Origin of the sequence: Pseudomonas sp. P4795, assembly GCF_048822895.1 — a bacterium.
In the GTDB taxonomy this organism is placed as follows: Bacteria; Pseudomonadota; Gammaproteobacteria; order Pseudomonadales; family Pseudomonadaceae; genus Aquipseudomonas.
Genome location: NZ_JBMFBT010000015.1, coordinates 14,102 through 37,261, shown reverse-complemented (window position 1 = coordinate 37,261; position 23,160 = coordinate 14,102). Strand labels below are relative to the sequence as shown.

At 53.5% G+C, this 23,160-nt stretch carries 22 protein-coding genes and 1 pseudogene; 7 read left to right on the top strand and 16 right to left on the bottom strand.

Features of this window, described 5'->3' with window-relative positions; translation table 11 throughout:
- Positions 1–317 precede the first annotated feature (317 nt).
- From ACOI8A_RS27230 to ACOI8A_RS27210, 5 genes and pseudogenes are all read right to left on the bottom strand, one after another.
- Positions 318–1,568 (bottom strand): hypothetical protein, encoded by a 1,251-nt coding sequence (locus tag ACOI8A_RS27230; protein ID WP_420647851.1) that lies wholly within the window; start codon positions 1,566–1,568, stop codon positions 318–320.
- Positions 1,552–2,043 carry a hypothetical protein gene (locus ACOI8A_RS27225; protein ID WP_420647850.1) on the bottom strand — a complete coding sequence of 164 codons (492 nt, stop codon included), beginning with the start codon at positions 2,041–2,043 and terminating at the stop codon, positions 1,552–1,554. Before ACOI8A_RS27225 ends, ACOI8A_RS27230 begins: the two co-directional genes overlap by 17 nt.
- Complete coding sequence (locus ACOI8A_RS27220; protein WP_420651582.1) at positions 2,040–4,232, bottom strand: hypothetical protein; 2,193 nt, start codon at positions 4,230–4,232, stop codon at positions 2,040–2,042. Before ACOI8A_RS27220 ends, ACOI8A_RS27225 begins: the two co-directional genes overlap by 4 nt.
- Entirely contained in the window at positions 4,213–5,940 is a 1,728-nt protein-coding gene (locus tag ACOI8A_RS27215) for a hypothetical protein (protein WP_420647848.1), read from the bottom strand. The genes ACOI8A_RS27220 and ACOI8A_RS27215 overlap by 20 nt, the downstream gene beginning before the upstream one ends.
- A gap of 257 nt (positions 5,941–6,197) precedes the next feature.
- A pseudogene (locus ACOI8A_RS27210) lies at positions 6,198–6,701 on the bottom strand (EamA family transporter); the annotation flags it as partial.
- 410 nt (positions 6,702–7,111) lie between these two features.
- Between ACOI8A_RS27210 and ACOI8A_RS27205 the strand changes: the two are divergent.
- Positions 7,112–7,657, top strand: a complete 546-nt coding sequence (locus tag ACOI8A_RS27205; protein ID WP_420647847.1) for a hypothetical protein — start codon at positions 7,112–7,114, stop codon at positions 7,655–7,657.
- Between the two features lie 35 nt (positions 7,658–7,692).
- Positions 7,693–7,851: a hypothetical protein gene (locus tag ACOI8A_RS27200; protein WP_420647846.1), complete on the top strand. Its 159-nt coding sequence runs from the start codon at positions 7,693–7,695 to the stop codon at positions 7,849–7,851.
- A gap of 53 nt (positions 7,852–7,904) precedes the next feature.
- Here ACOI8A_RS27200 and ACOI8A_RS27195 read toward each other — a convergent pair whose 3' ends face one another.
- Together ACOI8A_RS27195 and cysK are read right to left on the bottom strand one after the other, a co-directional pair.
- Positions 7,905–8,843, bottom strand: a complete 939-nt coding sequence (locus ACOI8A_RS27195; protein ID WP_420647845.1) for an aspartyl/asparaginyl beta-hydroxylase domain-containing protein — start codon at positions 8,841–8,843, stop codon at positions 7,905–7,907.
- Between the two features lie 187 nt (positions 8,844–9,030).
- Positions 9,031–10,005, bottom strand: a complete 975-nt coding sequence (gene cysK, locus ACOI8A_RS27190) for a cysteine synthase A (protein WP_420647844.1) — start codon at positions 10,003–10,005, stop codon at positions 9,031–9,033.
- 127 nt (positions 10,006–10,132) lie between these two features.
- On the opposite strand from cysK, the gene ACOI8A_RS27185 reads away from it, so the two are divergent.
- A complete protein-coding gene (locus ACOI8A_RS27185; RefSeq protein ID WP_420647843.1) occupies positions 10,133–11,206 on the top strand; it encodes a DUF748 domain-containing protein in 1,074 nt (357 codons plus the stop codon).
- Here ACOI8A_RS27185 and ACOI8A_RS27180 read toward each other — a convergent pair.
- Both ACOI8A_RS27180 and ACOI8A_RS27175 read right to left on the bottom strand, forming a co-directional pair.
- A complete protein-coding gene (locus tag ACOI8A_RS27180) occupies positions 11,203–11,703 on the bottom strand; it encodes a DUF2442 domain-containing protein (protein ID WP_420647842.1) in 501 nt (166 codons plus the stop codon). The genes ACOI8A_RS27185 and ACOI8A_RS27180 overlap by 4 nt on opposite strands.
- Positions 11,691–11,921, bottom strand: a complete 231-nt coding sequence (locus tag ACOI8A_RS27175; RefSeq protein ID WP_420647841.1) for a DUF4160 domain-containing protein — start codon at positions 11,919–11,921, stop codon at positions 11,691–11,693. Before ACOI8A_RS27175 ends, ACOI8A_RS27180 begins: the two co-directional genes overlap by 13 nt.
- A gap of 201 nt (positions 11,922–12,122) precedes the next feature.
- Here ACOI8A_RS27175 and ACOI8A_RS27170 point away from each other — a divergent pair, with 201 nt between their 5' ends.
- Both ACOI8A_RS27170 and ACOI8A_RS27165 read left to right on the top strand, forming a co-directional pair.
- Positions 12,123–12,968, top strand: a complete 846-nt coding sequence (locus ACOI8A_RS27170; RefSeq protein ID WP_028620815.1) for an AAA family ATPase — start codon at positions 12,123–12,125, stop codon at positions 12,966–12,968.
- A 12-nt stretch (positions 12,969–12,980) separates the two neighbouring features.
- A complete protein-coding gene (locus ACOI8A_RS27165) occupies positions 12,981–14,159 on the top strand; it encodes a vWA domain-containing protein (RefSeq protein WP_420651580.1) in 1,179 nt (392 codons plus the stop codon).
- A 57-nt stretch (positions 14,160–14,216) separates the two neighbouring features.
- Here ACOI8A_RS27165 and ACOI8A_RS27160 read toward each other — a convergent pair whose 3' ends face one another.
- The 4 genes from ACOI8A_RS27160 to ACOI8A_RS27145 form a co-directional block, all read right to left on the bottom strand.
- Positions 14,217–15,134, bottom strand: coding sequence for a biotin-dependent carboxyltransferase family protein (locus tag ACOI8A_RS27160; protein WP_420647839.1), 918 nt, complete (start codon positions 15,132–15,134; stop codon positions 14,217–14,219).
- Positions 15,131–15,835 carry a 5-oxoprolinase subunit PxpB gene (gene pxpB, locus ACOI8A_RS27155; protein ID WP_420647838.1) on the bottom strand — a complete coding sequence of 235 codons (705 nt, stop codon included), beginning with the start codon at positions 15,833–15,835 and terminating at the stop codon, positions 15,131–15,133. Before pxpB ends, ACOI8A_RS27160 begins: the two co-directional genes overlap by 4 nt.
- Positions 15,832–16,584: a 5-oxoprolinase subunit PxpA gene (locus ACOI8A_RS27150; protein ID WP_420647837.1), complete on the bottom strand. Its 753-nt coding sequence runs from the start codon at positions 16,582–16,584 to the stop codon at positions 15,832–15,834. Before ACOI8A_RS27150 ends, pxpB begins: the two co-directional genes overlap by 4 nt.
- Positions 16,585–16,650: 66 nt before the next feature.
- Positions 16,651–17,937: an MFS transporter gene (locus ACOI8A_RS27145; RefSeq protein ID WP_420647836.1), complete on the bottom strand. Its 1,287-nt coding sequence runs from the start codon at positions 17,935–17,937 to the stop codon at positions 16,651–16,653.
- Between the two features lie 157 nt (positions 17,938–18,094).
- On the opposite strand from ACOI8A_RS27145, the gene ACOI8A_RS27140 reads away from it, so the two are divergent.
- Complete coding sequence (locus tag ACOI8A_RS27140; protein WP_420647835.1) at positions 18,095–19,009, top strand: LysR family transcriptional regulator; 915 nt, start codon at positions 18,095–18,097, stop codon at positions 19,007–19,009.
- Positions 19,010–19,155: 146 nt separating this feature from the next.
- Here the strand turns inward: ACOI8A_RS27140 and ACOI8A_RS27135 are convergent, their stop codons facing one another.
- The 3 genes from ACOI8A_RS27135 to ACOI8A_RS27125 are packed head-to-tail and all read right to left on the bottom strand — an operon-like array spanning position 19,156 to position 21,004.
- Positions 19,156–19,698 carry a DUF2937 family protein gene (locus tag ACOI8A_RS27135; RefSeq protein ID WP_420647834.1) on the bottom strand — a complete coding sequence of 181 codons (543 nt, stop codon included), beginning with the start codon at positions 19,696–19,698 and terminating at the stop codon, positions 19,156–19,158.
- A 12-nt stretch (positions 19,699–19,710) separates the two neighbouring features.
- Positions 19,711–20,487 (bottom strand): class II glutamine amidotransferase, encoded by a 777-nt coding sequence (locus ACOI8A_RS27130; protein WP_420647833.1) that lies wholly within the window; start codon positions 20,485–20,487, stop codon positions 19,711–19,713.
- Positions 20,488–20,503: 16 nt separating this feature from the next.
- Positions 20,504–21,004, bottom strand: a complete 501-nt coding sequence (locus ACOI8A_RS27125) for an MFS transporter (RefSeq protein ID WP_420648094.1) — start codon at positions 21,002–21,004, stop codon at positions 20,504–20,506.
- A 99-nt stretch (positions 21,005–21,103) separates the two neighbouring features.
- Here ACOI8A_RS27125 and ACOI8A_RS27120 point away from each other — a divergent pair, with 99 nt between their 5' ends.
- Positions 21,104–23,158 carry a S9 family peptidase gene (locus ACOI8A_RS27120; RefSeq protein WP_420647832.1) on the top strand — a complete coding sequence of 685 codons (2,055 nt, stop codon included), beginning with the start codon at positions 21,104–21,106 and terminating at the stop codon, positions 23,156–23,158.
- The last annotated feature ends 2 nt before the right edge of the window (positions 23,159–23,160 follow it).

The following is a 23,160-nucleotide window of genomic DNA, read 5'->3' as shown; positions in this document are numbered from 1 at the left end:
TTAGCAACATCTTGCTCTGAAAACTCTGATTGTTAACGCCAACGCTGAATTGACCCACGTGCTGACGTGGGATTAACCCACCCTCAAGTCAACACAAATCCAGTAAAAGTAGTGGTTCGCGAGGAGTCTGCCTGGGTCAGTGATATCTCGGCAACTGGGTCAATTCGGCGCCGGCGCGAACACCAATGTTTTCCAAGGATACCTACCGCGCCTCTCGTTCGGCTGCAAACCCTCCTCCAACTCCGACAGACGCCTCAGACCAAGAAACTCACGAACTAATTGAGGAGATCAACAGGAACAAGTCAAAAGATAGTAATTCAGGAGCCCTTGATTTTATTCTTTAAATCGTCTAGCTCTGATTTTAATTTAAAATTTTCCTCAACTAGTTTTTTTATGAGCTGGCTCTTTTCCTGATGTAGCTTATTCACAAGCATTTGTTGGGTGCGAGCGACATATGGTTTTAAGGAGTCAGGATGGCTTTGGCCAAGCTCCATTGATACGGAAGCAGCAACCGAGGCATCCGAAGTGTCCAACTTCAGTTCTGCACGCTGTTCAAAGTTAATTTGAATCCTGTCTTGAGCAAACTTTCTTCTTAAGGCATGAGTGGATGTCCTAGCTTGAGTAGTACCAATTGCTTTGAACGCTTTTCCGAAAATGTCAGAAACACTTGCGTCGTTCAAAGGGTGCCCGTCGCGAGCGGATAAAAAAATCCTGTCAAGCGTAATTACTTCGCTGAAGCCTTTTATTGTAAGCATGTCTTTACGTACAGTAGTTATAAATTCACTAATTCTGTAAGCGAGCAAAATAGGGATTTTGTAGTTAAGATTTGCGTCGAATTTTTGCTTATCAGGATTGACAATAATGCAATCATCCAGAGTTTTTTTTAGTTCCTCATCGGAAAACTGTGCGCAGCGAAGAGAGTTTAAAGATCCTCTACGAAAGCCTACCGAACTGGCGATGGCCATCATGAGACTGTTACGCTCTGAAATGTATTCGGTCGTTTCTTTGCGAAAGTGATCCTCAAGATCATTGACGTCTTTTTCGGTAGCTGAGTATTCAGTAGCGTGTTTGCTAGATCGTCCAATTCGCCTATAAAGCAATGGGTACATAAGATAATACTCATTCGACGATTTGTTTCTTTTAGACTTTAGAGTGAAGTCAGAAGTTATTGCACACTCATACGGCCCGATCAGATTGCAAAGCTTATGGTGGTTTTGATACCAATGATAAAAACAATAAATCCTAGTAAGCCGGCTATTAATTACCCTTTTTAGTTTTTTCTCCGCCACTCTGCTTTTTACCGCGAGTCGATTGAGATCTGCGTTTCTAAAGCTCTTTAGTATTCCATTTGTGGCGCTGACTATTGAGATTTTTTTGGATTTTATGTGATTAAAATAAAGGATAAGATGGTACATTTCATTTTTTACATACGTAAATGACGAAAATTCATGCTGCTGCAAGTAGATCGCATAATCCATAATATCGTCAATAATTAAAAGATTTTCTGAATCAAATGGAATTGGTACTTTAAGATCTACCTCGCCACTCCAACTAATTTGAATTGGCATCTTTCAATTTCCTTTTTAATTCCGTGATCGCACTATTTAAGCTATGAACCTTATCTTCAAAAAGCTCATTCATTCGAACAAGCTCAATTTTTTGGTTCGCCGTATATAACTCAAGGACATTGATATATTTTTTTAGACTTCTAATATCCTCTTTAAGCTTTCCGATTCTGTCTATACGGTTGCTTGAGGGGCTTTTAGAGTAGGCTAGTATTGACGCATGGATAGCGGCGACCACTTCACTCTTTAAACCTTGATACTTATTGAGCGTATCGTTTGCATTGCGTTTAATAGGGGCAGTTTTTTTTCTGTATTCCAAGGTATTCTGAGAAAGATTCCAATTATTAAACTGCCGCAGGGTTCTCGGGCAATATTCCCCAGTTGGAAAATCCGAGCTACTGGATATTTCCTTGAGTAGAGAGATCTTTAGCCGAATATTTCGAATTGCTTCATTTCTATTAATCTCAGAGATTTTCATAGGCGCCTCTCAAGATAAGACTTGTGATAGCGCAAAGTATCTTCTAGATCTTCAATATCATACTCCAAGTTAATCCTTGCAATCGAAGATTCTGGTACTTTTGCAGCCTCCAATTTCAAACTGATGAGATCTAACTCCATACCATAGACGTGTTCCTCAGAAGTCCAAGAAAACAAGCAACCTCGACAAAGTTTCGGAGATGCGTTTTCCTTGTGAAGTTGGTTATCACTTCGTTGCCAGCACTTTGATTTAGATTTGATTCGATTAGCGCCCGCTAAACACTGTGCATGCTTAAACGCTCGCGGGCTATGCCCTCTACTCCTGAGTCGTTCGATCAGAATTTTCATCTTTTCTGTATCGGGTTTAGCATAACCAACAGATGAAAACATTTTCTTATAAAGAGCACGCGTGAGCTTAGTGTATCCGCCCGAGGTATTCTCGGCCGATATGCTGCGGTATATAATTTCGCTAAACTTCTCCTTGGTAACCTCTGCCATACTCGTCATTATTTCATCATTGTGAAGAATCAGAGCTTCGGACTGTGTTTGTAAGTTCCAATCGTAGAGCTTGCTAAGCTCGGCAGACTCCGCTTGAGTTTGAGGATTAGACACATATATCTGCGTTGTAGCAATATCCTCATGTTGAAGCTGATACGATAAAAAAGGGAGCATGAAGTATTCGTATCTATTGATAAACACTTTACAGTACAACCGTCTAAACATATGCGGAGTAAGCCTCATTGGCTTGCCGATTGCAGAATTTATAAAATTGCCTGACATCGCCGGTTCAAAGCATTCAAAGTTGAACTGTGAGTATACGCTTGCGAACCCCGTAGCGTTCACTGCCTTGTAGCGAAATAGTGTTAAATTACGATCTGTTATTTTTGAATAGTTATGATTTTTGAATGGCTTTCCTAAAAACACCAGCTGAAGTTTTTCTAAAATTGTAATTGCTAGCTTTGTAGCTGAGGCAATATAAAATTTTACATAATCCTTTACCGTCTTTTCGACATAAAACTCTTGAAGAAATATCCCCGCTTTCTCATTTATAACAATGCCACTACCCAAAGAAAGTCCGTATTTTTTATGAGTGAGTTCCCCTTTTCTCCTTGCATTGAAAATCGCTATGACTATGAAGCACGAATTTAGAAGATCTTTCGTGGAGGAGTTTAAAAACTTGAGCCCATCATTAATACTCACCGGTTCAATTGCATCAGACTTGATAAGCCCTATTCGGCGTGCAAAACGCATCACCCTAGAAAAACTCTCTTTCAGGTTACCAAGCTGCGCTAATTGTTTTGCCGCGAAAGCCAGAAGACGAAGCGTTCGGTTACTTTTAGAGTTGAGGTAATCTAGAGAGTACTCCAAAAGCATACCGGCATCGTAGCTATTAATGTCTTCAGTCGTACCCGGATTTTCTGTTAGTTTTTTTGCAAGCCGAACATAGTGTTCATATGGGACAACGTTTACTCTATACCCATCAACAGAGTGATAAAGTAGATTGATAGACTCTAGAGTTTGACGCAATAGGCTATATTGCATCCCACAGGGAGCCTTATCATTCATTCGAAAAGAAGTTCGCCAGCCTTTTGTAACTTGAAGCTGCCGCACCTTATTAAAATAGACTGCCACTTCCATTCCGCTAATATTTGTAGCAATAGCAGATTGAAACCCGACAGAACTCAGACTTACGCTTGAGTTCGTAGACTTAAATATTGGGTGAGAGGGATCTATTGCTTTATCTAAAAACTCGTTTACCCGGCAATCTATATCCAGCGCTTCATGCCAGCCATTTCTGGCTAGAATCTTTGCCAGATTTAGAGTGAAAGGAGCTGAAATGGCACCTAAGTCGAATATATTATTTAGCCAGCAATATTCTAAAAATTTAATTATGCTAGAGAGCATGAAACATATGCGATTGCATTTGGAGTTACTGGATGTATTCGAAACAGCAAAATAGTCTAATGAATATATCAACGCGGCAAGGTAATGCGTACAATCAATAAGCCTAGAAGGGGTTTCGTACACAGCATTAGCAGGCAACCAATGTCTTTTAAGATCTATCGGCTTCGCTTTTCTTTCATCTGAGCGCGCATCATGCTCTTTAATAAGCAAGACAAAATTTGAATCGAGAAACAAATCATCTGAAAGCGGGTTGCAGTTGATAATATCAAATATGTCTTTGCTCATGGGTTGCGTCCTCAACATCTAAGAATGCGCTTTCAATTTTGTTCATTACATATCCAAACCTAGAGTTTTTCACGTAATTGTACAGCGCCTCATTAAATGCAATTTTGGGGGCAATAACTATATTGAAGCGTTCTTGATTTTCACTACGTAATCGCTGCCAGTTTTTAAAGTAATACTCACGCGTCCTAACAATGTTTAAAATCTCCTCCTGATCAATAATAATTTTTCTTTGAGGACAACCGCCGTTTGCGTGGCAGCGTTGAGCAGAGCAAATTAAGTCTGCACTCCTATCGCTATACAGTCCCGCGCGAGGATCAGTACATATAGAGCCATCACCAATGCTCTCCCACGTACATACTCTCGTCTTCCTTGAGTTTATATTGAAGGTTACTTTATTCTCGAGATCAACCTGAAATTGCAGATTAATCGACGATGAGATATTTCTTGTTATAATTTGATCTAGATATCTACCAGTGGTGCCAATACTACTGTGTCCACCTCGTTGCCTGGCTGTTTCGAAGCTTTTCGATTTATAGGCATCAAGGCATAGCACCGTTCGGCGAATTTGGTTTAAAGTAAAATAAAATAGGTTATTTCGTTCAATAAACTGTAAAGGCGTCATCTGAATAGTTGTAGATTGCCTCTCGGGGAATTGATCATTAGTACTCCAGGAATGCCAAATCCGTTTATTACTTAATGAGAGCAATTCATAGGAGCGTAGCTGTTCGAAGTTCCAAAGCAACAACTCTATGGCGTAGATCACATCACTTTCAGTTTTGTCTATAAAAATGGGAGGTGTATCATCGTCAGTTTTTTCTTTGAACCCTTGCAATACATACGCAAAACCATCCTTATTGCGGGTTATCCCATCACGATCCATGCCGGCGAGCGCATCTTGATTCCATCCCGTCCTGCACAGCAACAATATAAAAATTGCCTGCAACTCAATAGTTGTCAAGCGCTCAGGCGAAAAAAAAGTTTGGCGAGGGCTATACCCCTTGTAATTCAATAATCCTATGCCCATGCAGTTTTTAGCTAAGTCATGTATTTTAAAAGTACCATCTTTTTTCATTGGCTTGTCATGCTGTAAGACCCCTTTTCGAAAAATCGCTAGAATATTCCCTGATGAATGTTTTTCTAATATTCTCTTCGTTAGCGAGGATGTGTGTTTAAACAGCGTGCTCAGGATCTCTTTTTTTTGTAAATTATTTATTTTTTTACATTTTAGATTTTTTATTTTGAGTCTGTTCTGCTGCGCAACAAATAGATCCTGATTACACGCATCGACTATCTTGGATAAATCACCTTGTAAAATAGCGGCCGATCTTTCTATTAAATCTAAATAGTTCTTATGCGGGACCGCGCCAAGTGGGGACTCGCCTTCCAAGACATTTAAGTGATCCTCCATATTCAATATAGGTTGAAGGGCATGTTGAATACTCCCCAATCTTGATTTGTACTTTACAGAGTCTACAGTGATCACTTCGTTAGTTTTGAACTTCGTATTAAATACCGCCTTCCTAAATTTGCTTGAAAACTGTCGAATTGACTCAGATGTGTGATCGGTTTCCTTAAGTCTATCTTCTAGAATTCTGAATAATGTATGCGCTATTTTCGGTGTTAGATCTTGTTCTTGAGTCTGGCAAATTCCCCACCCTTCGGAATCTGACTTTAAGCACTTGATAGCCATTTTAATGAAATAAACCACGTTTGAACTCATGCGATTTTCTGATGAATACTCAGACATTCTCCGCAAGACTATGACCAACCATGACTCGTCCCTTAGTTCTAGTTCATCAAGATCGAAAAACCTCTCACTGTGATAGACATGGTGGAAGCTCTTGTACTGAACAAGAATTTTTATAATTCGACTATTTTGTGTATACAAGGTTGGCCCCTCCCCACAAAACCAAGCGTAGCAGGGCTTCCAGCACCTTGCTCATGGAGTCAAACTACATTGACTTCCGAACCGAAGGTCATGCTCGCCAACGCCAACAGACCGAACAGCATGCCCGCCAAGGACATTCCGGCCAGACCGATCCCTTGGTAAACCACCATGATCAAACCGGCCAACCCCAATGCCAGGCCAAAAATCCGGCTCGCCGAGCGCTGCCGCTCCATGATCACCACGGTCAGAATCGGCTGCACGCCCATGATGGTTGCCATCACGCCAGGGGTGACCTTCAGGTCTAGCGCCAACAGATAGAAGATCTGATAGGCCCCCAACAGCACCACCCCGGTGGCCATCGCATACAGCATCGGCTTGCCGCCCTTGGGTAGCTTCAGCTTGAGCAACGGCACCAGCAACACCAGCCCACACAAGGCAATCACAAAGCGGATCAGCAGGAAGGCAAAGGGCGAAGCGTGGGCAAGCCCCCACTTGGAGAAAATCGCCCCGCTGCTCCACAGCAGGACGAACAGGCTCGTGGATGCCGCCGCGAGCGCGGATTTTTTCGAAAGGACAAACATGAATACCACCTGTAGTCAGGCACATAGCCAACTCAGCCGAAGCTGAAATTCAGTAGGTTTTTCCGGCGGGCACAGGGGGTCAGCAAAAAGCTGATCAGCCCGAAATGCCAACGCCCGGTGGGCTACTGACAGGTGGGGGGTAATGACTGATCTGCGCAGGCTGCTGATTCCCGCACGGCACGACGCCAGCGTTGACCGCTGAATCGACTACCGCGTTGATGAGGGATGCAGGCATTGGGCTGATCTTTATGGAGGTGACAGTGAAATTCGAGCGCCGACTATAACCAGCGCCGGACATGGATTGCAATGACTTGGACAAATAGCCAGTAGCGACAGGCTGGCGGGCGACGCTTAGGCTCGTTTGCAACTGCTGCGCCCACCGACGGGGGACATGGAATGTATGAGATCGTATGCCAAGGGAACGGAAACATCTGCGGTATCAACTGTACAAATCGCAGTCAAGGAAACTGGCGGCGCAAAGCGTCGCCCACTTACAGCGGCAACTTAAGCTGTTCGATGCCCAGACGATCGATTTATCACGTGTGCGCTTCGACCCCATAAACACGCAAGCGCTGGATGCTTTTGAGCTTTGGGACGACCCGTACTTTTCTTGGAATGAAGTCATTGGCTGGAAAGCGCGCGAGCCATTGGCTTTAGACATAGCGATCTGGTTTGAAGAAGAGCTTTGTGGACTGTGCTTCGCGGACCCGAACAACAGTCGGCGCAGATTACGAATTGTGAGACTGGAGGGGCGCCCTGGAGGCACTCATCCATTGAAGAATCGTATCGGAATGTTGGCATTGATCGTGATTGAACAGTACGCGCAATTTATCGGCTGCACGGTTCTCAAAATCCAAGAGCCCCTGAGCGGTGCAGTTTCCGTTTATCAAAAACTTGGTTTTGGCTTTGATAATGAAGGCCGACTTGTCAAATCACTGGAGAATCAAGTACCGTGAAAACTGTTCAATTAATGATCAATGCCGGAGGTAATATGAGCAAAATCAAGAAAACACCTCGCGTTACCAAGAACCGGCTGCTGGATGGGAAAAAGCTACCCAAAGGTGAACTGACGGCCAGTCAGCAGCGCCTGTTGCAATTATTGATTACAGGCATCGAGAACGAGCCCAGTGTTGTCGCCGGACGGCGCTGATTCGCAAGAAAAAAACCGCTCAAAAGAGCGGTTTTTTATTTCATAAATTTACCTCAACCAAACAACCAATACCCCAACAACGTCAACACTACCACCGCCAGCACTGGCCGCATCACGCGGTAGGCCTTGGGATTACGGCGTTTCCATTGCTTGACCACACCACTGAACCTGTCGCTGAAGCTCTTGCTCCAGGCGTAGGCGCGGTTGATGCCGCCGACCTGTTCATCATCAAGATTCTGCGGCGCAGTGGCGCGACCGAGCCAAGCGCTGATAAAGCGGTTGATGCGGGTCATGAAGCGGTTGCTCAGCGGACGTTCGATGTCGCAGAACAGGATCACTCGAGTCTGGTTGGTTTCGTTCTTGACCCAGTGCACGTAGGTCTCATCGAACATCACGTCTTCGCCGTCGCGCCAAGCGTAAACCTGGCCGTCCACGAAGATGCGGCAGTCGTCAGAGTTCGGCGTCGACAAACCCAAGTGATACCGCAGAGAGCCGGCGAACGGATCGCGATGCGGGTTCAGATGGCTGCCACCCGGCAACAACGCAAACATCGCGCCCTTGACGTTGGGGATGGCACTCACCAGCGCCACGGTTTTCGGACACAGGGATTCGGCCGATGGCAGCGGTTTGTCGTACCACTTGAGGTAGAACCGCTTCCAACCCTTCTTGAAGAACGAGCCAAACCCGGCGTCATTGTTCTTCTCGGCAGCGCGAATGTAACCCTCGTCGAACAGGTGCATGGCTTCGTCGCGGATCACTTCCCAGTTGTCGCGCAGTACATCCAGTTCCGGAAACTTGCTGCGATCCAGATAAGGCTTGGACGGCACGCCCGAGAACAGGTACATCAACGCGTTGTACGGGGCGAACAGCGCCGAGTGGTTGACGAACTGACGCAGCACCGGCAAGCGTGCCTTGCCACGCAAATGCACATAGAGAGTGCTGCCCAGAAAGAGCAGCAACACCAACGCCTTGGCGGCAAACGGAAAGGTCATCAACAACTCCTTGAAAAAAGACGACGCTGCGCAATGCCATTTACCCGGCATGGCAGCCGGCCATGATAAACACTACCGGCTTTGGGAAAAACCCGTTCAACTCAAGATTCAGTGTTAACAATTGCGCAACAAAGCATTAGTTAACACAGCGACCCTGAACCTTGGCTGACTTGAATCAACGCGTTTGTTATTGCTGGGTCTCCTGATCAGTGAACAAATCGCTGAACAACATGCTCGACAGATAGCGTTCACCCGAATCCGGCAGGATCACCACGATAGTCTTGCCCTGCATTTCCGGAGTCTCTGCCAGGCGCACGGCAACCGCCATGGCCGCGCCGCAGGAAATCCCGCACAGAATCCCCTCTTCCTGCATCAGGCGCAGGGCCATGGCCTTGGACTCTTCATCGGTGACCAGCTCGACACGGTCGACCATCGACAGATCAAGGTTTTTTGGCACGAAACCAGCGCCAATCCCCTGAATCTTGTGCGGGCTCGGCTTGATTTCCTGACCGGCCAAAGCCTGAGTGATCACTGGAGAAGACACAGGCTCCACGGCGATCGAGATAATCGGTTTGCCTGCGGTGTTCTTGATATACCGCGACACACCGGTGATGGTTCCGCCGGTGCCAACGCCCGCCACCAGCACATCGACCGCACCGTCAGTGTCGTTCCAGATTTCCGGGCCGGTGGTCTTTTCATGAATCGCCGGGTTGGCCGGATTATCGAATTGCGAAGGCATGAAGTATTTGTCGGTATCGCTGGCAACAATTTCGGCGGCTTTTTCAATCGCGCCTTTCATGCCCTTGGCCGGTTCGGTCAGCACCAGTTCCGCGCCCAACGCCTTGAGGACTTTGCGCCGTTCGATACTCATTGAGGCCGGCATAGTCAGCATCAGTTTATAACCGCGCGCCGCCGCGACGAACGCCAGACCGATACCGGTGTTGCCCGAAGTCGGCTCGACGATGGTCATGCCCGGCTTGAGTTTGCCGCTGCCTTCGGCATCCCAGATCATGTTCGCGCCGATCCGGCACTTGACCGAGTAACCGGGGTTGCGGCCTTCAATCTTGGCCAGAATGGTCACGCCACGCGGCGCAATGCGGTTGATCTGCACCAGCGGCGTGTTGCCGATGGAGTGGGCGTTGTCAGCGAAGATACGGCTCATGGCTGGGTCCTTGTGCAGCATTGAATTCAGCGCTCCAAGGTAAGCCTGTTGCCCGTGTCAGTCCAGTCGGTCGAACGTCTGCGAGCGTCAGCAGTCAATCGAATTATATCGTTCGGGAATCTTCACCATGAAACGTCGCTACAGCTGGCCGTTGTGGGCTTTTGCCACCGTCATCGTGTTATTGGTCGCGTTACACATCGCCCTGCCTTATCTGGTGCGCGACTATCTGAATGACAAACTGGCGAACATGGGCGATTACCGCGGTCAGGTGACAGACGTCGATCTGGCGCTTTGGCGCGGCGCTTACAAGATCAATGGGCTGAAAATCGTCAAGGTCGACGGCAAGGTACCGGTGCCGTTCGTGGATGCGCCGGTGGTAGACCTCGCAGTGAGTTGGCACTCGCTGTGGTACGACCATGCTGTCGTCGCTCAGGCGAGGTTCATCAGTCCGCAAGTCAACTTCGTCGACGGCGGTAACAAGCAGAACTCACAAACGGGTAAAGGTACCGACTGGCGTGAGCAGTTAAGCAAGCTGTTACCGATCACCCTGGATGAAGTCCAAATTCAGGACGGTCGCATCAGTTTCCGCAACTTCAACTCCAAACCTCCAGTAAACATGAATGCCACCAACGTTGATGCCAGCATTTACAACCTGACCAACGTAGTCGACAAGGAAGGTAAACGCGACGCCCGCTTCGAAGGTAAAGCCTTGTTACTGGGCCACGCCCCGCTGGAAACCACCGCCACGTTTGACCCGCTGAGCAACTTCGAAGAGTTCGAATTCCGCCTGCGCGCCCGCGACATCGAACTGAAAAAAATGAACGACTTCGCCTCGGCCTACGGCAAGTTCGACTTCAGTGCAGGTCACGGTGACGTGGTCATCGAAGCTGCGGCGAAAAAGGGCCAGGTCAAAGGCTACATCAAGCCGCTGTTGCGCGATGTCGAAGTGTTCAACTGGCGGCAAGACGTCGAAAACAAGGACAAAAGCATCTTCCGCTCAGTCTGGGAGGCGCTGGTCGGTGGCACCGAAACCGTGTTGAAAAACCAGGCGAAGAACCAGTTCGCCACCAAGGTCGAGCTACGCGGTAACGTGCACCAGCAAAATATCAGCGCGTTCGAAGCGTTTTTGCAGATTTTGCGCAATGGATTCGTCCAGGCATTCAATGCCCGGTATGAACGGCCGAAGCCGGATGCGGGCTAGGTTTTACGATTGACGACATAGCGGCCGGTGTCCTCGGCCGCGATCAGTGTCGACTTATCCTGCAATGAATCCCAACCAAGGCAGGCCAACGCCAGCGAACGGGGTACAGCTTCTCGGCCATTGCTGTAGCGAGTGATGCTGCGGGGGCTGACGCCTAACGCTTCTGCCGCCTGATTCAGTGGCAAACCGGTTCGAGCACGCCACGCCATAAATATACGTGTGTTTTCGTCCGGCGCGTTTTGCGCCAACGCATCCCGATACAAGGTATCGGCACCGATCTGGATGTCGGGTTCCTGCCATTCGACGCTCCAGCCGTCATCACCGAGTTCGGCTGTGTCGAATACATCAGCATCCAGCAATGGCCGTAGACCGGGATACGCCAGAAAATCCTGGCTCAGATCCAGGGTCAATTGTTGGCCGTCGATAAAGGTCAGCGCCAGCCGACCATTCGGCAAAGCCTGCACTGCCGACAAACGTGGCCGCTTCATGGATAACATCGTTTCCAATCCTCCAGCAGTTGGGCCTGATGGGCTACGACCCATGTCAGCGCTTCCTTGATGATCAGCTGTGGTGCCCGGCCCATCATGACTTCGACGGGTTCCAGGCTGAGTATCACATCCACTCCACCACCTGTCAGGTGCACATGGGGCGGGGGATGATCCTTCTCACGCAACTGAATGCGGTACTTTTCTCTGAATCGGTATTTAGTAGACATGCTGGAAATGCTATCGCCAAATCGGCGATACATGAATACTGGCCATCCGCCGAGACTGAGTCAACATGTGACGCCCCATTCAGAGACTGAATAAGCCGTCTGCGTTCACAGTCGACCGGGCTGCGCGTTATAGTCGGGCATCCGATTATTTCGCCCCCGCCCTGCCCGTTCAGGTCGGCGTTACCGTTCGAGGATTAGCAGATGAAGTTCGAAGGCACCCAGGCCTACGTCGCCACCGATGACCTGAAGCTGGCGGTCAACGCCGCCATCACCCTGGAGCGGCCGCTGCTGGTCAAGGGCGAGCCGGGCACCGGCAAGACCATGCTCGCCGAGCAACTGGCCGAATCGTTCGGCGCCAAGTTGATCACCTGGCACATCAAGTCCACCACCAAGGCGCATCAGGGCCTGTACGAGTACGACGCGGTCAGCCGTTTGCGTGACTCGCAGTTGGGCACGGAAAAAGTCCACGACGTGCGTAACTACCTGAAGAAAGGCAAGCTTTGGGAGGCGTTCGAGTCTGAAGAGCGCGTCATTCTGCTGATCGACGAGATCGACAAGGCCGACATCGAGTTTCCCAACGACCTGCTGCAAGAACTCGACAAGATGGAGTTCTACGTTTACGAGATCGACGAAACGATCAAGGCGAAGAAGCGCCCGATCATCATCATTACTTCTAACAACGAGAAAGAGCTGCCAGACGCGTTCCTGCGCCGTTGCTTCTTCCATTACATCGCGTTCCCGGATCGCACCACGCTGCAAAAAATCGTCGATGTGCATTATCCGGACATCAAGAAGGATCTGGTCAGCGAAGCGCTGGACGTATTCTTCGACGTGCGCAAAGTGCCGGGCCTGAAGAAGAAGCCTTCGACTTCGGAACTGGTCGACTGGCTGAAGCTGTTGATGGCCGACAACATCGGCGAAGCGGTACTGCGCGAACGTGATCCGACCAAAGCCATTCCGCCGCTGGCAGGCGCCTTGGTGAAGAACGAACAGGACGTGCAACTGCTTGAGCGCCTGGCGTTCATGAGCCGTCGCGGCACCCGCTAAGAGGCTGATGCCATGTTGCTCAACCTGTTCAATGAAATGCGTGCAGCCAAGGTGCCGGTGTCGGTGCGCGAGCTGCTCGACCTGATTAACGCGCTGAAACAGCGCGTGACCTTCGCCGACATGGACGATTTTTATTACTTGTCGCGGGCGATTCTGGTGAAGGACGAACGGCATTTCGACAAGTTCGACCGTGCGTTCGGCGCCTACTTCAATGGCCTGGAAAAACTCGATGACCATTTGCAGGCACTGATTCCCGAAGACTGGCTGCGCAAGGAATTCGAACGTTCACTGAGCGACGAAGAACGCGCGCAGATCCAGTCGCTCGGCGGCCTCGACAAGCTCATCGAAGAATTCAAGAAGCGTCTGGAAGAACAGAAGGAACGCCACGCCGGCGGCAACAAATGGATCGGCACCGGCGGCACCAGTCCGTTTGGTTCCGGCGGTTTCAACCCGGAAGGCATCCGCGTGGGCGACGCGGGGAAGCGCCAAGGCAAAGCGGTGAAAGTCTGGGATCAGCGCGAGTACAAGAACCTCGACGATTCGGTGGAACTAGGCACGCGCAATATCAAAGTCGCGCTGCGTCGTTTGCGCAAGTTTGCCCGTCAGGGTGCAGCGGAAGAGCTGGATATCGATGGCACCATCGACTACACCGCCCGCGATGCCGGCCTGCTGAACATCCAGATGCGCCCGGAACGGCGTAACACCGTGAAGTTGCTGCTGCTGTTCGACATCGGCGGTTCGATGGATGCGCACGTGAAGATCTGCGAGGAGTTGTTCTCGGCCTGCAAGACCGAGTTCAAGCATCTGGAGTACTTCTACTTCCACAACTTAGTTTATGAATCGGTGTGGAAGAACAACATGCGCCGCACGTCCGAGCGCACTTCGACTCAGGACTTGCTGCACAAGTATGGCGCCGACTACAAAGTGATCTTCATTGGTGATGCTGCGATGGCGCCTTATGAAATCACCCAGGCTGGCGGCAGCGTCGAGCACTGGAACGAAGAGCCGGGTTATGTGTGGATGCAGCGGTTCATGGAGAAGTACAAGAAGCTTATCTGGATCAATCCGTATCCGAAGGACACTTGGGGATATACATCTTCGACCAACATTGTTCGGGATCTGATTGAAGATCAGATGTATCCGTTGACGTTGCGTGGGTTGGAAGAAGGGATGCGGTTTTTGTCCAAATAGAAGCAAAAGATCGCAGCCTTCGGCAGCTCCTACGGGGAGGCTGCGATCTTTTGATCTTCAACCAAAGCGTTGCAAATACTCGATGTGTTCGCGGTGTGCGACGTCTTGCACCACAGGCCGCAGCCGCACTTTTGCCCCAGGCAGACACTGCGCCAGCCGCGCCAGCGCCAAGGGCGTCAACGCGCCCAATCGCGGATACCCGCCGATGGTCTGCCGATCATTGAGCAACACAATCGGCTGACCGTCCGGCGGCACCTGCACCGCGCCCAGCGGAATGCCTTCGGAAATCATCGGCGCGCCCTGATATTGCAACGCTGTGCCCAGCAAGCGAATACCCATGCGATCCGCGCGACTGTCCAGCGTCCACGCACTGTTGAACACGTCGAACAGACTCTGCCCGCTGAACTGACCGATCTGTGCGCCCAGCACCAGATCCAGCGGCGCTGCATTCCGCAGATCCGGGCGCTGCGCCAGCGGCACTTCGCGCACCAACAAGGTTTCTCCGTGATAGCTCAGCATCGCGCTTTTGGCCAACGGCAACCCCATGCCATCGAGTCCGCCGAGTTCTTCGCGGACCACCGTGGCGCTGCTGCCCAGCACTTTCGGCGCAGCGAAACCGCCGGGCGCCGCCAGATATGCGCGGGCACCAAGCAATGGTTGGGTGAACTTCAACGTCTGACCTTTACGCAATTTGAAACTGCGCCACGGCGCGAGCGGCTCGCTATCAATCTGTGCGCCCAAATCTGCCCCGGCCAGCGCCAGCACGCAGTCTTCTTCAGCCACCACGGCAAACCCGCCGAGGGTGATTTCGACCACCGGTAGATCCAGTCCAGTCCCCAGCAACCAGTTGGCCCACGCCATCGAACACCAGTCGGCCGCGCCACCCTGGGTCACGCCCAAATGCCGAACGCCAAAGCGTCCGGCGTCCTGCAACAGACACAACGGCGTACTTGCTGCAATCGTCAGACGGCTCATGCCAAGACCTCCAATGGCGTGTCGTCACCGCCCAGATTGATGAACTCCGCATGGCTCACTGCTTCGAAGCGCACGGTGTCGCCGGGTTGCATCAGGCTGTAGCCGTCGCGATTGCGGTCGAACAATTTAGCGGGGGTGCGACCGATCAGATTCCAGCCGCCAGGGGATACCACCGGGTACGCAGCGGTCTGCCGTTCGGCGATACCCACGCTGCCGGCAGCGACTTTTTTGCGCGGGGTGCTTAAGCGTGGGGCCGCGAGGATTTCTTCAACCAGCCCCATAAAGGCAAAACCTGGAGCGAAGCCCAGTGCGAACACCTGATATTCCCGACCACTGTGGCGGCGGATCACCTCGTCAACCGCCAGACCACTGCGCTCTGCAAGCAGACTCAGCTCCGGACCGACACTCAAGTCATACCAGACCGGCAGCACATGGCACTGGCCGCCGGCTCTTGCGTTCGGCGACAGGTCGATCAAGGCTTCGGCAATCAATTCCCGCGCCTGATTCGGGCTTAGAGCGGTGAGGTCGTAATGCACCATCAACGTGGTGTAGGACGGCACCAGATCGATCAGTTGCGCGCCGAATACAGCGCGCAAACGCTCACTGGCGGCAAGCATCCACGGCATATTGGCTTCGGCAATTTCATCGAACAGACGCAGCATCAGGCAATCCAGTGCCACTACTTCAATCCGTGCTTTCATGACGCGCTCTGCTCGTCCAAAGCCTGGCGAATGCGCTGCACGGCGGCCACCGAACTGACGTTGTCGCCATGCACGCACAACGTGTTGGCTTGCAGGTGCAATGCGCTGCCATCGCAGGCGATGAGATGGTCGCCACGGGCGATGGTCAGTGCTTGCTCGATGATGGTTTGCGCATCGTGATGCACCGCCCCCGCCAGTTGTCGCGAGACCAGTCGGCCGGCGCTGTCGTAGGCGCGGTCGGCGAAAGCTTCGAACCACAACGTCACGCCGTAGTCATCGCCCAGTTGCTGCGCAGCCGTGTTGTCGCGGGTCGCCATGAGCATCAGCGGCAACGTGCAGTCGTAAGCCGCGACCGCCTCAAGCACCGCACGCAACTGAGCCGGGTTGGCCATCATGTCGTTGTACATCGCACCATGGGGTTTGACGTAACTGACGCGCCCACCCTGAGCGCGGCAGATGCCGTCGAGGGCGCCGATCTGGTAGTGCAGGATGTCTTGCAGTTCTTGCGCGGAATACGCCATCGAGCGCCGACCAAATCCCACCAGATCCTGATAGGCCGGATGCGCGCCGATCTGCACGCCGTGACTCAATGCGAGGCTGACGGTTTTGCGCATGATGCCCGGGTCGCCGGCGTGGAAGCCGCAGGCAATGTTGGCGCAATCGATGAAGGGCATGATCTCTGCGTCCAGACCCATGGTCCAGTTGCCGAAACTCTCGCCAATGTCGCAGTTCAATAGCAGGCGGCTCACGGTGAACACTCCTGTAGTTCTTTTCTTTTTGTGCCGTGGGACAAACAGTGCCCCGCAGATTATCAGTTACTGCGAATCGAGTTCTTTGCCACGGGTTTCCGGCAGGCTCAACGCCGCGATAATCACCACGCCGTAGGACACCGCCGCGAACGCTCCAATCCCCATACTCAACGGTACGCTCTGGCTAAGCAGGCCGATCAGCAGTGGAAACAATGCCGCCAGCGCCCGACCGATGTTGTAGCAAAAGCCCTGTCCCGAACCGCGAATCCGTGTCGGAAACAGCTCGGTGAGAAATGCGCCCATGCCGCTGAAAATCCCCGACGCGAAGAAGCCCAGCGGGAAACCCAGCCACAGCATTACGCCGTTACTGACCGGCAATTGCGTGTAGAGCAGCACGATGGTGAACGAGCCAACCGCGAACAGGATGAAGTTCTTCTTACGCCCCAGCAGGTCAGTCAAATAGGCGCTGATCACATAACCGACGTAAGAACCGACGATCACCATCGCCAGATATCCGCCGGTGCCGAGCACACTCAGGCCGCGTTCATTTTTCAAAAAAGTCGGCAGCCAAGAGGTGATGGCGTAATAACCGCCGAGCGCGCCAGTGGTCAGCAATGAAGCGCGGAATGTGGTGAAGAGCATGCCCGGCGCGAAAATCTCGTAAAACTTCGCCGTGTTCTCCGGTGTTTGCTGCGCCTTGGCTTCGCGGTAGATTTCCGGATCTTTCACCAGCCGCCGAACGAAGATCACGAAAATCGCCGGTACGATGCCGAGGATGAACAGCGCGCGCCAGGCGTCTTCCGGTGGCAGCAGCGAGAACAGCAGCGCATACAGAATTGCCGTCAGCCCCCAACCCAGCGCCCAGCCGGATTGCACCATGCCCACGGCTTTGCCGCGATCCTTGGCGCGGATCACTTCACCGATCAAAACCGCGCCGGCCGTCCATTCGCCGCCAAAACCGAAACCCATCAAGGTGCGGGCGATCAGCAGTTGTTCGTAGTTCTGGGCGAAGCCGCAGAGAAAGGTGAAGAAGGCGAACCACAGCACCGTCAGTTGCAGAGTGCGCACGCGGCCGATGCGGTCGGAGAGAATCCCCGCGACCCAACCGCCGATGGCCGAGGCGATCAGGGTGCTGGTGTGGATCAGCCCGGCTTCGCCAGTGGTGATGCCCCACATGGCGATCAGGGTCGGCACCACGAAGCTGAGCATCTGCGTGTCCATGCCGTCCAGGCCGTAGCCGATCTTGCAGCTCCAGAAGGTGCGGCGTTCCTGTTGATTGATATTGCGATACCAATCGAACGGGCCGGGACGCGTCGCGGGCTTGGATAAAGAGACGGTGTCGGGAGCACTCATGGCAAATCTCCGCAATTATTATTGGTCTTGTTCGTAGTCCCGACGACGCCTATCGTGGGAACCGGATGCGGCGATTTTTGGCTGCGTCAGGCCGTCGCGTCCAACGAGTAAAAACCCGCCTTAGGCATAAGATTTTTTTGTCACCCGAGCCGACCGCATGAATCTGAAGTTTCTCGAGACCTTTGTCTGGGTCGCCCGGCTGAAAAGTTTTCGTCTGACCGCCGACAAGCTGTTCACCACCCAGGCGTCGATTTCCAGCCGCATCGCGGCGCTGGAAAGCGAACTTGAGGTGAAGTTGTTTCTGCGCGATTCGCGCGGGGTCAGCCTGACGCCGGAAGGTTTGAAAGTGCTGGAATACGCCGAGCAGATGCTCGACACCATGCAGGCGCTGAAGCAGTCGATCAAGACTCGCTCATGCAAGGTCGGCCGGGTGCGCATCGGGGTGATGGACACGGTGATCCACACCTGGCTCAGCCCGTTGGTGGCGCAGATGACCGATCTGTATCCGATGGTGGAAATCGAGCTGGTGGCAGATACCTCGCTGAACCTCTGCGATCAGTTGCAAAAAGGCTTTCTTGATCTGATCCTGCAAACCGATCTGGTGCGCCACGAAAGCGTGCGCAGCCTGGAACTGGCCAGCCATCCGCTGGGCTGGATCGTCGCCAGCAATTCGATCTACAACCGCGACTACGCGAGCCTCGCCGATCTGGCTCAGGAACGGATCATCACCTACTCGAAAAACTCTCGGCCGCATCAGGACATTCTGGCGTTGATGCAGGCCCACGGCGTGCTCGCGCCACGTTTGAATTGCGTGAATTCGGTGTCGGCGATTACCCGGTTGTTGCGTGATGGATTCGGTATCGGCGCATTGCCGCCAGTGCTGGTAGCCGAAGAGTTGGCGCGCGGGGAGTTGATCCTGCTCGACATTGAGCAGCGTCCGCAGAATTTGCAGGTGGTGGTGTCGTGGCGGATCGGGGTGGAATGGGTCGAGGAGGTCGTGACGTTGTGTCAGCAGGTGCTGGAGGGCTATGCGCAGAAAATGGGCGACAGCTACGTCACCCTGTCTGACTGACGCAATCTGTGGCGAGGGGATTTATCCCCGTTCGGCTGCGAAGCAGTCGCTAAACCTGCAATCACGGTGTGACTGGACTACTCTGGGGCGGCTTCGCCACCCAACGGGGATAAATCCCCTCGCCACAGAAGCTCCCCGCTGCAAATTCAGAGACCGCGCACATCCCGGTCTTCAATCGGCCGGCTCTGGCGCAGACGCTTGCCGCCGAGCACCACCCAGTCGATCAGACGGAACAGGCATTCGATGCCGAACGACAGCAGCAACGCGCCGCTCATGCCCCAGATCATCGCTTCCGGAGTCAGCAGAATCTGGTAGCTGTAGCCGTTCCAGGTTTCCTTGCGGATGTCCGGGTCGGCGGCCAGTACCACTTGCAGGAAGCGGATGTACCACGGGCCTTGCATGGCCTGGAACTGTTTATCCAGTGCCAATTGACGGTCAAGCATAGTGCTCAGACTGTCGGCATCGCTGCGAAAAACCGGGTCTTCGCTGGCGCGGTAATGCGCGACCAGTGCCTGAATGTCACCCTTGAAAAACTGCTCGGCAGTGCCCTGAAAGCCGCGCAGACCGGTCTGCGCCTCGATCAGATGCGCCTCGACACGTTTTGCGTAATCGTTGATGAAACCCGGCACCTGGACACCGATCAACAGGCCCGCCGCAAACAACACCAGCCGTAGATAACTGAGCAACATCGGGGTAGATCCTTATGCAGTCTTGCCCTGGCTGACGCATTCGCCGCGTCGCCACAGGCTCCATTGGCCCGGTTCGTAGCGGGTCCAGGTTTCGTTTTCGGTCAGTGGTTCGGTGGCGATCACCGTCACTACGTCGTTGGGTGTGGTTTCGGCCTGGAAGTCGACGATCACATCGACATCCTTCAAGCGGGCCGGGCCAAACGGTGCACGCCGGGTAATCTGCGCCAGTTTGGTCGAGCAATAGCAGAACAGCCAGTCGCCGTCGCTGAGCAGGCAGTTGAACACGCCTTTACTGCGGTATTCGGCGCAGGCGGCAACCAGATCCGGCAGCAACGCTTCTATATCGACCGGTTCCGGAAATGCGCCACGCACGCGGTTGAGCAAATCGCAGAACGCCGCTTCGCTGTCGGTATCGCCGACCGGACGGTAAAAACTCTTGATCGGGGTGAAATCGGCGAGCTGGCCGTTGTGCGCGAAGCACCAGTTGCGCCCCCACAGTTCGCGGACGAACGGGTGGGTGTTGGACAGGCAGACCTTGCCGACGTTGGCCTGACGGATATGGCCGATGACCACTTCACTCTTGATCGGATAGCGCTGCACCAGATTCGCCACTTCCGATTCGCAGCTCGCGGCCGGATCCTGAAACAGACGCAAGCCGCGACCTTCATAGAAGGCGATGCCCCAGCCGTCGCGGTGCGGCCCGGTGCGGCCGCCGCGCTGCATCAGCCCGGTGAAGCTGAACACGATATCGGTCGGCACGTTGGCACTCATGCCCAGTAGTTCACACATGTGCTGACTCTCGTGATTACAGACGCGGCTCGACGCGCATGCGCTGCGGATTGTTCGGCAACGGCGGGCGACCATAACGATCATCGCCGGCACCGCCGAACGGTTGATCGTCGTTACGCTCATCATCAGCACGGGCGGCGACTTTGGCTGCTTCGGCCTGTTCCTTGCGCGCCTTCGACGCTCGCTCTATCGGCAAACGGATCAGCACGAAAATCAGGTAAATGCCGAAAGCGATCATCCCGTACATGAACAGATCGGAGACCGCGCGCCAGGCGTTGTTGCCAACCTTGAATGCCAGATCCAACGCGGTAATGGCGACGGCTGGCGCCACTTTATCCTTCACCTGATCGACAATGGTCGGGCTCAACAGCAACACGGCCATCAGCAGACGCAGTGGCTCGCGCAGCCAGCGCCACATCCAGCGGGTCATGCGCATCCATACCAGCAGGCAGCCTAAAGCGGCAAAGGCGTAGAGGCCCCAGGCGATCAGATAGTCGTTCTCGGTCATGGTGTCCATGGCAAGGCAGGCAAAGAGGCGCTTATAGTAACGACTTTTCGCACGCCCGGCTTGTCCACCGTCCGTGCCAACCCTATTTGTCATGTCCGAGAGCCTTCCATGCCCGAATCCGCCAACGTCATCCGTGCCCCGATTGCCCACAAGGCGGCCGGTGTCGACCCGTACGCCTGGCTGCAGGAGCGCGACACCGCTGCGGTGCTCGATTACCTCAAGGCTGAAAACGCTTACCAGGAGGCGCAGACCGCCGATCAGGCCGAACTGCGTGAGAGTCTGTTTGAAGAGATCAAAGGCCGAATCCTTGAGACCGACCTGTCCCTGCCCTCCCCGTGGGGCCCGTATCTGTATTACACGCGCACAACGGCTGGCGATGAATACGCCCGCCACTACCGCTGCCCGCGTCCGGCCGACGACAGCCTGACCCTCGACGAAAGTCAGGAACAACTGCTGCTCGATCCAAATGCGTTGGCCAACGGCGGTTTCTTCTCCCTCGGCGCGTTCAGCATCAGCCCCGATCACCAGCGTCTGGCCTACAGCGTCGACTCTTCGGGCGATGAGATTTACACGTTATTCGTGAAGGAATTATCCAGCGAGCGCGTCAGCGAACTGGAATTCGAAGACTCCGATGGCAGCATGACCTGGGCCAACGACAGCCTGACGCTGTTCTTCGCCACCCTCGACGAGACGCATCGCCCGTACAAACTGTTCCGCTATCGTCTGGACGGCACGGCCGCTGAAGAGGTTTTCCATGAGCCGGACGGGCGCTTCTTCCTGCATTGCTATCGCGCCAGCTCCGAGCAGCAACTGCTGCTGTCGCTGGGCAGCAAGACCACCAGCGAAGTCTGGGTGCTCGACGCCAATCAGCCGCAGTTGCCGTTCACCTGCCTGGCGCCACGGGTCGAAGATCACGAGTACGACGTTGATCACGGCAAGCTCGACGGCGAATGGACCTGGTTCATCCGCACCAATCGCGACGGCATCAACTTCGCCTTGTATCAGGCGGCCGACACCGGGATCGCGCCGACCGAGGCCGACTGGCACAACCTGATCCCGCACAGCGACACGGTGATGCTCGATGGCGTGAGCCTGAACGCCGAAGCCATGACCCTGAGCCTGCGCGAGGGCGGCCTGCCGATCATCGAAGTTCACCCACACGGCGCAGCGCCTTATCGCGTGCAATTGCCGGACGCGGCCTACAGCCTGTATGTGCAAAACACCCTTGAATTCGACAGCGACCGGATTCGCCTGCGCTATGAGGCGTTGAACCGGCCGGCACAGGTTCGCCAATTGCTGCTGGCGGATGGCGAGCAAAAAGTGCTCAAGGAAACCCCGGTGCTCGGCACGTTCGATGCCGACGCCTACGTCAGCCAACGCCTGTGGGCCACCGCGCCGGACGGGACGCTGGTGCCGATCAGCCTGGTGATGAAACGCGAAATGGTCGGCAAAGCCGTGCCGCTGTATCTGTACGGATACGGTGCTTACGGTTCGAGCCTCGATCCATGGTTCTCCCATGCACGCCTGAGTCTGCTGGATCGCGGCATGGCGTTTGCGATTGCGCACGTGCGCGGCGGCGGTGAGTTGGGCGAAGCCTGGTATCGCGCTGGCAAGCAGGAACACAAGCACAACACCTTTAGCGATTTCATTGCCTGCGCCGAGTTCTTGATCCTCAACGGCATCACCACTGCGCCGCAACTGGCGATCAGCGGCGGCAGCGCCGGCGGTTTGCTGATCGGCGCGGTGCTCAATCAGCGTCCGGATCTGTTCGGCGTGGCGATTGCCGAAGTGCCGTTCGTCGACGTGCTCAACACCATGCTCGACCCGGAACTGCCGCTGACCGTCACCGAATATGACGAGTGGGGCAATCCTGAAGAACCAGACGTCTACGAGCGGATAAAGGCGTACGCGCCGTACGAAAACGTCACTGCGCAGGCTTATCCGGCAACGCTGGTAATCGCCGGCTACAACGACAGCCGCGTGCAGTACTGGGAAGCGGCCAAGTGGGTGGCGAAATTACGCGCGACCAAAACCGACGACAATCTGTTGCTGCTGAAGACCGAACTGGGTGCCGGGCATGGCGGTATGAGCGGGCGTTATCAGGGATTACGTGACGTAGCCCTCGAATACGCATTTGTTTTCAAGGTTTTGCGCATCGCCTGAGG